This is a genomic window from Paenibacillus sp. Cedars (genome assembly GCF_003184205.1).
Lineage (GTDB): Bacteria > Bacillota > Bacilli > Paenibacillales > Paenibacillaceae > Paenibacillus_AQ > Paenibacillus_AQ glucanolyticus.
Map to the genome: position 1 here is coordinate 3,682,782 of NZ_CP020866.1, position 13,165 is coordinate 3,695,946.

Consider the following 13,165-nt stretch of genomic DNA (forward strand, 5'->3'; position numbering starts at 1 on the left):
TTTATTGTTCAGAGCTCCAGCGGCTGAAAAATATCGTCCCTGCCGTTAATCCGGAATTATACAAATCCTCACTCTCGTCCTTCGTCAGGTTAAAATGTGTCGTTCCGATGCCGAGCGTCGGGATTTTAATCGTTCGGTTTCGATTTTTCTGCTCGATGTACCGTTCATCGTGGGCCGACAGCATCGTCTCAAACATGGCAGTCAGCATGCCGATGGGCCCCTCGATCAGATGAGGAAAGTTGCTATTCTTTCCAACCATTTGAAAACCAAGCACAGGCAGCGGCTTAGGCCCCCCTTTGGAATCACGGTCAAAGAGCCACAACGGGAAATTGCTAAGCAGCCCTCCATCCACAATGTAGACAAACTGATCTGCCAAGGATTTGCCCTTAGCAGCCCTGCCCAATAAGCGAAGAATGACCGGATCAAAAAAATAAGGAATGCTGCAGCTCATACGAACAGCCTTGGCCACAGGGAACGTTTGCGGGTTAATTCCATATTGACGAAGATCATCAGGAAGCACCAGCAGCCTTCCGTTTGTTATGTCAGAGGCTACAATATACAGCTTGCCTGCCGGTATGTCCGAGAAGGTAAAGATCCCTTTCGCAAGTAAAATGTCTCGAATCCAGTTCTCCAGGGCTTCTCCGGAATACAGACCCTTCTTAATCAACACCCGCAAGGCAGGACCGATAAACTTCGTATTAAATATCGGGGCGCGCTGGAGAAACGAATGAAAAGGCGTTTCCTCGATAATATCCTTGATCTCATCCGCGCGGTAACCGGCTGCCAGCACGGACGCAATGATTGATCCGGAAGATGTTCCGGCAACGCGGCTGAACTCTACCCCGGCATTCTCCGCTGCTTTGACAGCCCCTGCAAGCGAGATGCCCTTGACTCCCCCACCTTCAAAAACCGCATTGATTTGCATACAAAAATCCCCCGCCTCACATGGTCTAATGACTATGTATGAGCACGGGGGAAATTTCATACCTATAGGACTTGCTGGATTATCTATAATATGATTGCAATTGATCTTTAAGACCTAACGGATTGCTTAAAATATTTTCTGCTCTAAAGAAAATGCTGCCTGTAACCTCTGAATAATTCTGATTGTACTTCAATTGGTTAATAATTTCCGATGCGCTTTGCCAACCGATTTCACTGGTTCCAAGCTTGTAGGGTGCATGACCGATAATGAGATCCACGTCCGTTCCTCGAACCTCGCCAACCCACCAGTCAACCAGCTTGTCATAATCGACAGCCGGATTACTCATGCTCCAGTAAATCTGTGGAGCTACATAATCGATCCAGCCGTTCTGGATCCACGCCCGTACGTCGGCATACATGCTGTCATAAGCGGTCACACCGGCTTTGGTATCGGATCCGGTTTTATCCACTGACTGGTTGCGCCATACACCGAATGGGCTGATTCCGTATTCAACGTTAGGCTTCGCACGGTGAATACTCTCACCAAGCGACTGGACAAATGCATTGATGTTGCCGCGGCGCCAGTCTCCGAGATTGGAGTAAACTCCATTATTGTACTGCCGATACGCGGCATCATCGTTAAATACCGTATTGGATGGATAGAAGTAATCATCCAGATGAATGCCGTCGATATCGTACCCGTTCACCACTTCCATAATGGTATCAATAATGTGCTCACGCGCATCCGGGATACCTGGATTGATATACAGCTGCTTACCGGTGTTCACGATCCAGTCCGGATGGCTTAAGGCCACGTGAGATGGATCGAGTGTTGCCGTCAGGATATCGGTGTTGGCCCGGAACGGATTGAACCAAGCGTGGAACTCCATATTCCGCTTATGTGTTTCTTCTACCATGAATGCCAGCGGATCATACCCCGGGTCTGCCCCTTGAATGCCAGTCAGCACCTTGGACCAGGGAACCATGGAGGAAGGATACAAGGCATCTCCAGCCGGACGCACCTGCACGTACACGGTATTGATGCCAACTTCCTGGAGTGAGTCCAGTAAAGAGGTATAGGATGCTTTTTGCTGTTCGGCGCTGGTTTTCGATTTTGGCCAATCGAGATTGAACACCGTGGAGATCCAGGCCCCTCTGATCTCGTCACCCGTGGATACGGGCGGCGGAACGACAACCATGCCTGTGAAGAGCGAAATACGCTGTGCCGTTTGATTCCACTCTACTTGCAGGCCAAGATTCTCACTGATAAACCGCAGCGGAACCATAACCCGACCGTTCTTAATCTCAACCGATGCATCCAGGGCTACGGATGCGCCGTTCACAATTGCGGTTTTTTTGCCGAAAGTCAATTGAAGATTGGAACCGTCCTTACCGATCGTTACCGTCTTCGATTTCTGATTCCAATCGACCGATGCGCCAAGCCCCTCACTGATAATACGTGTTGGAACCATCGTCACATAGACCTTGGGCAATATGTAAGGAGATACGTCACTGTTCAGGTTAACACCGTCCAACTGTATGCTGATACCGGCTGTCTTCGCTTGCGCAGTTGGGACCACCGACGGGAGACACAATAGCAGCATAATCAGCACCAACAACCATCTACGAAGCTTCATTTCTATTATTCCTCCGAAAATATGAAATTTGCAGGTAAATCTAACCTATTAATAAAACACTAGAAATATGACAGTTTAGTTTAAAAAAGCATCTGTCACAAGCGGACAGATGCCACATTACGATTCGTTGACTAATTCGTTATGAACGTCACGCAAATCCTGAAGTCGATTCTCATCACGCTTGAAATACTCGACAAGCGTCTCAATTCTCATAATGGAATCCCAGCTCAAATGATGCTCGATTCCCTCAACGTCCTTATAAATATTTTCATCCTGTACACCGATCATCTCAAGGAATTCCTCAAGCAAATGATGGCGTTCCATGAGCCGCTTGCCCATTTTTTTGCCTTTGCTGGTCAACACCAATCCACGATATTTTTCATAAATCAAATATTCGTCTTTGTCCAGCTTTTGAATCATTTTCGTGACGGATGAGGGGTGAACCTCCAAGCCTTCGGCAATATCCGAAACGCGCGCATATCCTTTTTCGTCAATCAGCTTGTAGATGCGCTCCAAATAATCCTCCATGCTAGGTGTCGGCATCTTATTCCCTCTTTTCTATAATTACATAACCATTGCAAAAAAACCTCTTTTACCTGCACTAGTAATGATACATGTTTTTAAGACCCGTTGGCAAGTCCTGGTCCAATCCTATAACATTATTGACTTATGAATTGGACCAGCTTAACCTGCTCATTAGAATTTGAGCCACTCCGGCGTAATGCCTTGCAGCCAAATCGTAATTTTGTACATTTGATCCGTAAAGAGCAGAACCCCCATCAGAATCATCAGGATGCCGCCTACCTTCATCAACGTGCTGGAATATTTCAGGATCCAGCGGGTAGAGCCGATAAAGAATGCCAAGATGAAAAATGGAACGGCAAATCCTAGTGAGTACGAAGTGATCAGCGGGAACCAGGTTCCTGGATCAGAGGCTGCCAGTGCAATGATTGCCGTTAAGATCGGCCCGACGCAAGGCGACCATCCTGCGGCAAACCCGATGCCAAACAAAAACGTTCCTATGTATCCGGTCGGCTTCGATTTAAAATTGAATTTCCGATCCTTCATTAGAAATTTAGGCTGGAAGAGGCCGATAAGCATAAGTCCCATCACAATGATAAGCAGTGCAGACAACTGGCGAATCAGATCCTGATACTCTGTAAAAAACTCCCCGAATAAACCTGCCCCCCAGCCAAGGGTGTAATAAACGGCAGAAAACCCAAGGATGAACGCCAAAGTGTGCGTCATGGTCCGGAAGCGGACCTCCTTGCGGTTCTGCTCATTCTTCAGGTCATTCACCGACATGCCTGTAATGATGGATAAGTAGGACGGGTATAACGGTAAGCAGCATGGAGATATAAAGGAAGCAAAACCGGCAGCAAACGCAATGCCGATATTAATATCAGCCATTTTATTTCAGAACCCCCTTATGTCGTAAAGCCCTTTTTGCCGACAAGTGTGACGATAAGCAGACTAATCAGCAGCAGCACGATAGTTGCACCCGGTGCCAAATTGAATACGCCCGCAAGCATCAGCCCCCCGATAACGGCAATTTCGGAGATGATAACCGATAAAACGATGGAGCTTCGGAAGCTTCTCGCCAGTAATAAACTGATCGCTACCGGTATGGTCAGGAGCGCAGATACCAGAAGTGCGCCCACAATCTTGATGGCCGTGCTTACGACAAGTGCGGTCAGAACCGTAATGATCATGTTCATCATTTTGACAGGCAGCCCGCTGACGCTTGCCGCATCCTCCTCGAAACTGAGCAGGAAGAATTCTTTGAAGAACATGACCACCACCGCGATCACGATAATCGTTACACCGCCTACCATATAAATATCGGTGGTATCCAGCGTATAGATGCTTCCAAATAAATAACTCATAACATCCGTATTATAGCCCATTCCCAATGTGAAAAACAGCGAAGCCAACGCTACGCCGCCAGACATAATAATCGCGATTGACAGCTCGGCATAGCTTTTGTATGCCTTTCTCAGCTTCTCAATCGCAAAAGAGGCCAGAACCGCAAACACAAGTCCTGCGGCTAGTGGATATACTTCAATCAAAAATCCCAGCGCCACACCCGCAATCGTGACATGCGATAAGGTATCGCCGATCATGGACAGCCTGCGCAGCACGAGGAATATCCCGATAAGCGGGGCTGTTAAACCGATCAGAACCCCTCCGATCAGCGCCCGCTGAAAAAAATCGCTAAGCAAAATATCAAGCAATGATAACGTCTCCTTCTCCTGCTTCACACAGTTCCGTATGCAAATGCATTATACGAGCGAATGCTGCAGGTCAACTTCCGCGCAATTCTCGATTTCATGGGAATGGCGAACATAAAATTGTATTTTCCCGTTCTGCGATACCGGCGACTCTCCCAAGTAGTCTTTAACCATGTCCAAGTCATGGGTCACCATCAAAAAGGTCATATGATGATGGGCATGCATATGGGTAATCAATTCAAAAAATCCGGCCTGAGTCTCGGCATCAATGCCAATCGTTGGCTCGTCCAATATGAGCAGATCCGGACGATTGATAAGCGCACGGGCCAGGAATACACGCTGCTGCTGACCGCCGGACAGGGCGCCGATCCGCTTGTCTGCAATATCCTGAATACGCATGACTTCCAGAGCATCCTCGCATTTCTGATGATCCAGACGGGTCAGACGGCGAAACATTTTCTTGCGGTTATATAACCCGGACATCACCACTTCGCGCACGGTTGCCGGAAACAACGGGTTGAACGAATTTTTCTGCGGAACGTATCCAATCCGCTCCCAGTCCTGAAATTTCCGGATCGGCTGACCAAACAGTTCGATGGATCCTTCCACGGCAGGCAGCAATCCAACGATCATGCGAAGCAACGTGGTTTTGCCCGCTCCGTTAGAGCCGACGATCCCTACAAAGTCTCGTTCTTTGATGGTGAAATTAAGATCCTTGATCACCTGCTGATCGCGATAATGAAAGGATACATTCTTGATTTGTATAATCGGTTGATGGCAATCCTGCGCTGCCGGTTCCATAACCAGGCCGCCTTTCTCTCTGTAGTCTCTCTATCAAGTATACGAGCATATTAACATTCCATGACACAAAAGAAGAGGGGGATATTATCCCCCTTCTTATTTATTGTAATGCCTTCGTTAGATTTTGCAAATTTTTCTCCATCAGCGTGAAATAATTCTCACCGCTGTCCACCTGCTCCTTCGTCAATCCCTCAACCGGATTCAGCACCAGCGTTTCCACGCCCGCTTCATTAGCCAGCGTTTTTGCAAGTTTATCCGATACAAGTTCTTCGAAGAAAATATATTGAACTTCCTTCTCCTTCACCGTTTTGGTCAGGTTCACAATGTCCTGTGCTCTCGGCTCAGCATCTGGAGACAATCCCATAATCGCATGCTGTGTCAGACCATAATCCCGGCATAGATAACCGAATGCCTGATGAGATACAACGATGTCTTTTTTCGGCAAACCGGACAATTGATTCGTAAAGTCGTTATCCAGCTTCACGAGCTTCTCTTTCAATCCTTCATAGCGCTGTTCATATAAGTCCTTATGTTCGGGATCCACTTCAACGAGGCTATTCTTGATGTTCTCCGCCATCGCCAATGCCGATTTCGGACTTACCCATGTATGTGGATCTGCATGATGCGCACTCGCGTTATTCTCCGTTGCGCCTTCTTCGTGGTCATGGCCTTCATGATTTTCTTCGGCACCTTCCTCGTGGCTGTGGTCGTGCTCCTCTTCATGAGCTGCTTCTCCATGCCCGTGACCATCGTCACCCTCTGCATCAATCAACTGAATGCCTTGGCTGACTTCGACTGGTTTCACCTGGGTATCCTTATCAAGCCCCTTCAGAAAACCGGGTACCCATCCCTCAAGACCTGCGCCATTATAAAGAAACAGCTGAGCTTTGGAAGTGTTGACGATATCCTGGCTGCGCGGAGTCCAATCATGCGGCTCTACGCCGGTTGGCAAAAGATTTACCACATTGACCTCGTCGCCGCCGATTTCCTTCGTAAATTCATATATAGGATAAAAGGTAGTAATAACGTTGACCTTGCCTTCTACAACGCCTCCGCCCGATTTACTGCCACACCCGGACAAAATGACAACTGCCAATAACATGGAGGTTATACTCCAGGTCCAACTGTTAAGCATATTCTTTCTCTTACTCATGTTCATCTCCCCACACCGCTCCGTTCATTTAATCGTAAACTTTACTAACAAGATTATAAGAGCAGGAAAACCCAATTGTCAACCAAATCGTAAAAATTACTATTAGATTTCGATAGAGATGTTATGTACTCCTTATTAACGGAAAAAAATAACGGCGTACCCTTAACAGGGTACACCGTCTATTCCGACTTCATTCAACATAGTCGCACATTATTTCACGACAGCTCCATTAGGCATGCTGTCCGGTACCGTTGCAAGCGTTAACTGATCCCCCTCGGAAGCGGCCAGGATCATCCCTTGCGACATTTCTCCTCTTAGTTTCACCGGCTTCAGATTGGTCACACAAATCACTTTGCGTCCCACCAATTCCTCCGGCGTGTAAAACTTGGCAATGCCGGATACCACTTGCCGCTGTTCGAAACCGAGATCAAGCTGCAGCTTCAGCAGCTTGTCTGCTTTCTTCACGGGCTCTGCGGAGATTACCTGCGCCACTCGAAGCTCAACCTTGGCGAAATCCTCTATGCCTATCTCCTCTTTGAGCTCTACAGGCTCTGCTGCGCTATTCTCGGATGAAGAAGCACCCGAGGCAGAAGCCTCTTCCTGGACAGCCTTCGTGCCGCCTGTCATCGCCTCTACGATGAACGCCACTTCTTGCTCTGTGTCCAGACGCGGGAAGATCGGCTCGCCTTTTTGCAGTTTCGTTCCGGCCGGAATGGCCCCGAACTGACGGCCGCTCTCCCAAGTCGTCAGCTCACCCTCCACCAGGCCGAGCTGATCCCACATTTTCTTCGGCGTACGGGTCAGGAACGGCTGCAGCAGAATGGACGCTACGCGGAGCGTTTCCACCAAATGACTCATCACGGATGCGAGTTCGTGGCGTTTGCCCTCATCTTTAGCCAGCGTCCATGGCTGTGTCTCATCAATATATTTGTTGCTGCGGCTGACAAACTGGCTGATCGCCGTCAAGGCAACCGAGAATTCCATATTCTCCATAGCGGTCTCGACTTTGTCATACACGGTCTTGGCGGCTTCCTCTATGGCGGCATCAAACGGTGTCACACCTGCAATTAATGCCGGGACTTCTCCGTCAAAATATTTATCGACCATGGCCACGGTGCGGTTCAGCAGGTTGCCCAGGTCGTTGGCAAGATCCGAGTTTACCCGCTCGACAAAGCTCTCCGGCGTAAACGTACCGTCCGCGCCAAATGGAACCTCGCGCAGCAAATAATAACGAAGCGCATCCAGTCCATACCGGTCAATCATCGTGACCGGATCAACCACGTTACCTTTGGACTTGGACATTTTACCGTCCTTCATCAGCAGCCAGCCATGGGCAAACACTTTTTTCGGAAGCGGCACATCGAGTGCCATCAGGATGATCGGCCAATAGATCGTATGGAAACGCACAATCTCCTTACTCATCAGGTGTACATCGGCTGGCCAGTATTTATCATACATGCTGGTGTCCTCTGCACCGTATCCAAGTGCCGTTATATAGTTCAGGAGTGCATCAATCCACACATAAATCACATGTTTCGGATCGCTTTTGACTTTTACGCCCCACTCATAGGTCGTACGAGAAACAGCCAGATCCTCAAGGCCCGGTTTAATGAAGTTGTTGATCATCTCATTCTTGCGGGACACCGGCTGGATAAAATCCGGGTTCTCTTCATAGTACTGAAGCAGGCGGTCCACATACTTGCTCATGCGGAAGAAGTAGCTCTCCTCCTTCACAAGCTCTACCGGACGACCGCAGTCCGGACAATTGCCGTTCACCAGCTGACGCTCCAGGAAAAACGATTCGCAAGGTGTGCAGTACCAGCCTTCATACTCGCCCTTGTAGATATCATCTTGCTTGAGCAGTCGTTCAAATACCTCCTGCACCACCGTTGTATGGCGCTTCTCCGTAGTACGAATGAAATCCTCGTTCGAGATGTCCAGCTTCTTCCACAGATCCTTGATTCCAGCCACAATGTCGTCCACGAACTGCTGAGGAGTCTTCCCTGCTTCTTCCGCTTTCCGTTCAATCTTTTGTCCATGCTCATCGGTTCCCGTCAAATAACGGACATCGTAACCTCGAAGCCGCTTGTAGCGAGCCATGGCATCTCCTGCCACCGTGGTGTAGGCATGCCCGATATGCAGCTTGTCGCTTGGATAATAGATGGGTGTTGTAATATAAAACGTCTTTTTGTCGGCCATAAAAACCTTCCTTTGCCTTAAATTAATTGTTGTATCAAGCTATTGCCGGCATGCAGGAAAACAGCAAAAAACCCCCGTCCCCATGGGACGAGAGTTGTTCTCACGTGTTACCACCCAAATTCCCTGTACCCTTACGGGCAACAGGCTCTTCTGCCGTCAAGCGGCCGTCCATTAACGCTGGCTCACGCCGCTCCCTTACAGCAGCCTCCCATGCTGGCTGCAGCGCTCAAAAGCGGATCCTCCAAGACCATTTTCCGAAATTCGCCATGACCGGTTTCCAGCTTCCCCGGCTCTCTGTACAAGGCGCAGCTTTTCGTACTTATCTCTTCCTCGGATTTACCTATAATTTCTTATCATTTTAATAAAATGGGCTGCCGGGTGTCAAGCCGGTCTGTGCGGACATCCTATTCCTACTGTCAGCATGCCACAACCGCAAGCATTTTACCAGGGACAAGGACTATTCCTCCGTCAATGGAGAGTGCGACTCTCCTTTGCGCGGCGGAACCATGTCAATGCCGCCAGGATTAAACGGATGACATCTTGCAATCCGCTTGGCCGCCAGCCAGGACCCCTTCAAGGCACCGTGCACTTCAACGGCCTCCAAAGCGTAGGCTGAGCAGGTCGGATAAAATCGGCAGGTTGCCGGTTTCAACGGTGAAATGAATTTCCGATAGAAGTGTATCGGCACCTTCACAACCCTGCGCGCGGTGCTCATGCCCGGTTGTCCCGTTTTCCTCCACTTGAAGGTGAGGTTCCCTTATCGGTATTATCCTTGCTGCAATCCCGGCAGTAGCCAAACACTTCGAATTTATGCTGAACGACTTGAAAATCATCCGGCGCATCGGTCAACTGCATCGGACAGAACGTGATCGGATACGTCTTCTGGCATTGCAGGCAGATCATATGATGATGGTGATGATCCTCGCTGCACCGTCCTCTGAACTTGATCCCTTCCTCGAACACGACCTGCTCCAATACGCCAAGCTCATACAATACCCGAAGATTACGATACACCGTATCAAAGCTCAAACCGCTGTACTTCCGGCCCATATATTCGTATACATCCTTAGCTGTCAAATAGCCGGGATGTTCCCCAAACAATTTGGCAAGCGTCTTGCGCTGATCGGTAATGCGCAGCCCCTGTTCCGACATGGCGTCGATAATCTCTTCTGTCGTAAGCATACGCAATAACCTCCTCTTCATGAAGATACTCTCTCCTTATAATGCCTGAAAAATGAGACATCGTCAATGTAAGCGGTTATGTGCCTGCTGTGTTCGTACATTGAACGCCATGATTCAATAGCGACGGCTTCGGATCACCGCACCGACGGATACGAATCATCATAAAAAGGGCAGCCCTCTCACCATTTCCGTGGTTGTAAGGACTGCCCTTGTTGTCATAAGAAAGTAATATTAGTTCTTAACCTGCGGCAGCGGCTGCAAGAGGATGTTGATTGGCAGACTGCTTCCCGGTGCTGCTGTGAACAAAATCTCTACGCTCTGCTCGTAATTGCCTGTACGGTACAGTACTGCGGCTTCATTCGGAGCGGAAATTGCGCCTCCGCTTGTATTCGGCGTCTGAATGATGTTTCCGTTCACCATCATCGCGCCCATGTACTTGCCTCCGCGCGGATTCAGCGTGATCAGCGTATTGGGCGCTACGCGGTGCAGCTTGATTTTGTACAGTACACCGAAGTTGCCGGCATTGGATTGATATGAGCCGTTAATGCCGTCATACCCTTCCAGATTCGGATCATTTGTCTTGTCACCCAGTGCAAGCCGGGAAGGTGTATTCCCTACCAGTTCGTAAGACTCGATAATCCGCGTGGAATCCGGATAGGTTCCCCGATTATGAACGCCATCACTCGGATGCAGAATCAGATAAGGAAGCTTTTGAATCGGATCCTTGACTTCATCAATCATGATAACGTCATATCGGATCGGCGAATCCGAATACAAATCAGCAAACATCGAGAGCACCTGCTGGTTCTTCATGGTTTGCGCGCTTAAATCTTGTAAAATGATTCGACTTTCCCCAGGTGCAAGGGAAATCGTCTTGAACGAATCCGGTGACTGCATCGATTCAAGGTAACGCTGCACGGCTGCTTTGCCTGTCGCTGTAGGAATATTAATCGGTCCGCCCATTCCGGTATACTCGGTTGTCAGGCGTGCCGTCGATGTGTTGATATTAGTTGCGACTACGTACATCTTCATGTTTTTTCCGGTTGCGTTCAAATGGTGAATCATGAAGCGTGTGCTGGCATTGCCAATCTCGCGGTACACAATCCCCTCTTGATATACTGTTTCCGGAGAGTTGCTGCGGATCAACAAGCTGGGCTCGGAGCTTCTCGTAATGGGCATAAGATTCCATGTTGGCACCGCTGTTCCGTCAAACGTATATTTGTCGCCGATACCCGTAAATAACTGATTGAATTGATCCTTTGTATACAAGACCTCATTCGTTACGTTAATGATTTTCTCATAAGAGCTGGTGGCGCCATGCTTATCCGTAACAATCAATAACACTTTATGCGGGCCGGCCGTGAAAAAGGCCTGATCATTGTTTTCCCATTTATACGTAATCTCATCGCCAGGATCACTGTCATAACTCTGGTTGATATACGTAATTTTCTCACCGATCTTATATTCCTTCTTATCGGTATCAAACATCGCTACAGGCGGGGTGTTTGGAGCTGATATATGGATGCTGAGTGTATACGGCTCGCTCCACTCCCCACTCGAATCCTGTACGGAGTAGGAAACCGTATGCACGCCGGGTTCATTGAAAACCTCTTCGCGGCCTTCCCAATGCTCATTTACGATCGCAAGGCCTGTCGGCGAATACGAGTTCGTTTTATACGTAACCTTCTGACCGGCAAGGATCTCACCAGACTGAACGGTAAAGGAAGCCACCGGCTTTGAGCTCACGCTGAGTATAATCCGCTTGTTCGGCTGATCCACCCGATAAGAGATATCAAGCGCCTGCGTAATGCTGGTCAGCGGCACCATGAACGTATTGTTGGACTGGTATGCCGGGCCCTTCATTGATTTTCTCTGACCATTCACAGTGTATACGCTGCTGTTCGTCTTGAAGCGAAGCTCATCGCTGCCACGGATAATGATCGTTTCTTTTGTTTTCCCGTCATAAGTCAGTTTCAGGCCGACCCGATCAACAAGGGAACGAATCGCAACATAGGATACGCCATTCTGGACAGCCATCGGCTGTCCAGCGGTATACGTTTTCCCGTTCTGGTACATCTTGTTGCTGTTCATCATCAGGATCAGGTCATTGGGGCCAAGATTCGGTATATTGGGAGTCTCGCTCCCTGGTTCCCCGCCGTTATTTCCACCGGGCTGTTGACCGCTATTGCTGTCATTGCCCATCTTGGATAAATCCAGAATAACCTTCTTCTCTGGCTGATTAACCTTATATGGAATATCAAGCGCTTGCGTGATTGCGGTTAATGGAACCATAAACACATTGCTGCTCTGATAGGCAGCGCCTTTCATTGGGCGCACCTGTCCGTTCACTTTATAATTGCTGCTTCCTGTCGTAAAGCGTAGTTCATTGCCGTCTTTAAGGATGATCGTTTCCTTTGTCTTGTTATCATAAGCCAGCTTTAGTCCTGCGCGTTCAACCATCGCACGGATAGCCACATAGGATACTCCTTGCTTCACAGCCATCGGCTGTCCTGCCTTGTACTGCTTACCGTTGTGATACATTACATTGCTGTTCATCATCAGCACCAGTTCATTGGCTGAAACCTGGGAAGTGCCGATCTCGGACTTATCTTCGGTCGTACTGCCCTCTTCATTTTCTGATACCGTATTATCGGAAGGATCGCTTTCCTGCTCCTCCTGCTGTTCATTTGGTGCAGAAGAATCGGAATCAGGATCGCTTATCGTACCTTCGACTGCCTGGGTCGGTGTTTCATTTGGCGTTTCTTCGGCTTGCTGCAATTCCGTCTGCTGTTCTCTGCTCTGCTGGGTTTGTCCTTCCACCGGGGACTGCAGCGCTGAATTGCTAATTAGCGCCGGAGCTGTAATATCCGGTGATTCAGCTGCCACGGGAAGAGCCGTTGATACTTGGGCCGCGGCAAGGACTGTAATCATCGAGATTCTTTTGAAATTCATCCTTTACTCCTTTAAAACACTCAGTATAGTCTGTCTGCCTCTATGGGACATAGTATTAGACGCCAACATTCCCGAAAAGTTGCTCA

The 13,165-nt window shown here is 48.8% G+C and carries 11 protein-coding genes and 1 other annotated feature; all 11 genes read right to left on the reverse strand.

From position 1 onward, the window contains the following. Nucleotide 1 precedes the first annotated feature (1 nt). Nucleotides 2-925, reverse strand: coding sequence for a patatin-like phospholipase family protein (locus B9D94_RS18625; RefSeq protein WP_006209352.1), 924 nt, complete (start codon nt 923-925; stop codon nt 2-4). 79 nt (nt 926-1,004) lie between these two features. Then, nucleotides 1,005-2,561: a family 10 glycosylhydrolase gene (locus B9D94_RS18630; protein ID WP_148247683.1), complete on the reverse strand. Its 1,557-nt coding sequence runs from the start codon at nt 2,559-2,561 to the stop codon at nt 1,005-1,007. A 117-nt stretch (nt 2,562-2,678) separates the two neighbouring features. Continuing rightward, the gene (mntR, locus tag B9D94_RS18635) at nt 2,679-3,104 is read right to left on the reverse strand and encodes a transcriptional regulator MntR (protein ID WP_006209350.1); all 426 of its coding nucleotides are present in this window, start codon (nt 3,102-3,104) and stop codon (nt 2,679-2,681) included. Between the two features lie 153 nt (nt 3,105-3,257). Further along, on the reverse strand, nt 3,258-3,971 hold the full coding sequence (locus tag B9D94_RS18640; protein ID WP_006209349.1) for a cytochrome c biogenesis CcdA family protein: 714 nt from the start codon (nt 3,969-3,971) through the stop codon (nt 3,258-3,260). A gap of 17 nt (nt 3,972-3,988) precedes the next feature. Further along, nucleotides 3,989-4,795 (reverse strand): metal ABC transporter permease, encoded by an 807-nt coding sequence (locus B9D94_RS18645; RefSeq protein ID WP_036636746.1) that lies wholly within the window; start codon nt 4,793-4,795, stop codon nt 3,989-3,991. Between the two features lie 48 nt (nt 4,796-4,843). Continuing rightward, nucleotides 4,844-5,593, reverse strand: coding sequence for a metal ABC transporter ATP-binding protein (locus B9D94_RS18650; RefSeq protein ID WP_006209347.1), 750 nt, complete (start codon nt 5,591-5,593; stop codon nt 4,844-4,846). A 100-nt stretch (nt 5,594-5,693) separates the two neighbouring features. After that, complete coding sequence (locus B9D94_RS18655) at nt 5,694-6,752, reverse strand: metal ABC transporter solute-binding protein, Zn/Mn family (RefSeq protein ID WP_082834325.1); 1,059 nt, start codon at nt 6,750-6,752, stop codon at nt 5,694-5,696. A 204-nt stretch (nt 6,753-6,956) separates the two neighbouring features. Further along, entirely contained in the window at nt 6,957-8,945 is a 1,989-nt protein-coding gene (gene metG, locus B9D94_RS18660; protein WP_148247684.1) for a methionine--tRNA ligase, read from the reverse strand. Between the two features lie 80 nt (nt 8,946-9,025). After that, nucleotides 9,026-9,285, reverse strand: a binding site (T-box leader). 117 nt (nt 9,286-9,402) lie between these two features. Further along, a complete protein-coding gene (yidD, locus tag B9D94_RS18665) occupies nt 9,403-9,660 on the reverse strand; it encodes a membrane protein insertion efficiency factor YidD (protein ID WP_006209344.1) in 258 nt (85 codons plus the stop codon). After that, on the reverse strand, nt 9,657-10,127 hold the full coding sequence (locus tag B9D94_RS18670; RefSeq protein ID WP_006209343.1) for a Fur family transcriptional regulator: 471 nt from the start codon (nt 10,125-10,127) through the stop codon (nt 9,657-9,659). Before B9D94_RS18670 ends, yidD begins: the two co-directional genes overlap by 4 nt. A gap of 231 nt (nt 10,128-10,358) precedes the next feature. Then, nucleotides 10,359-13,079, reverse strand: a complete 2,721-nt coding sequence (locus tag B9D94_RS18675; protein ID WP_148247685.1) for a stalk domain-containing protein — start codon at nt 13,077-13,079, stop codon at nt 10,359-10,361. Nucleotides 13,080-13,165: the final 86 nt, after the last annotated feature.

Bases quoted from the DNA above. Each gene is read 5' to 3' on its own strand.
- mntR (WP_006209350.1), bottom strand. From the start codon at position 3,104: ATGCCGACACCTAGCATGGAGGATTATTTGGAGCGCATCTACAAGCTG.
- B9D94_RS18650 (WP_006209347.1), bottom strand. From the start codon at position 5,593: ATGGAACCGGCAGCGCAGGATTGCCATCAACCGATTATACAAATCAAG.
- B9D94_RS18675 (WP_148247685.1), bottom strand. From the start codon at position 13,079: ATGAATTTCAAAAGAATCTCGATGATTACAGTCCTTGCCGCGGCCCAA.
- B9D94_RS18630 (WP_148247683.1), bottom strand. From the start codon at position 2,561: ATGAAGCTTCGTAGATGGTTGTTGGTGCTGATTATGCTGCTATTGTGT.
- yidD (WP_006209344.1), bottom strand. From the start codon at position 9,660: ATGAGCACCGCGCGCAGGGTTGTGAAGGTGCCGATACACTTCTATCGG.
- B9D94_RS18655 (WP_082834325.1), bottom strand. From the start codon at position 6,752: ATGAACATGAGTAAGAGAAAGAATATGCTTAACAGTTGGACCTGGAGT.
- B9D94_RS18670 (WP_006209343.1), bottom strand. From the start codon at position 10,127: ATGCTTACGACAGAAGAGATTATCGACGCCATGTCGGAACAGGGGCTG.
- B9D94_RS18640 (WP_006209349.1), bottom strand. From the start codon at position 3,971: ATGGCTGATATTAATATCGGCATTGCGTTTGCTGCCGGTTTTGCTTCC.
- B9D94_RS18625 (WP_006209352.1), bottom strand. From the start codon at position 925: ATGCAAATCAATGCGGTTTTTGAAGGTGGGGGAGTCAAGGGCATCTCG.
- metG (WP_148247684.1), bottom strand. From the start codon at position 8,945: ATGGCCGACAAAAAGACGTTTTATATTACAACACCCATCTATTATCCA.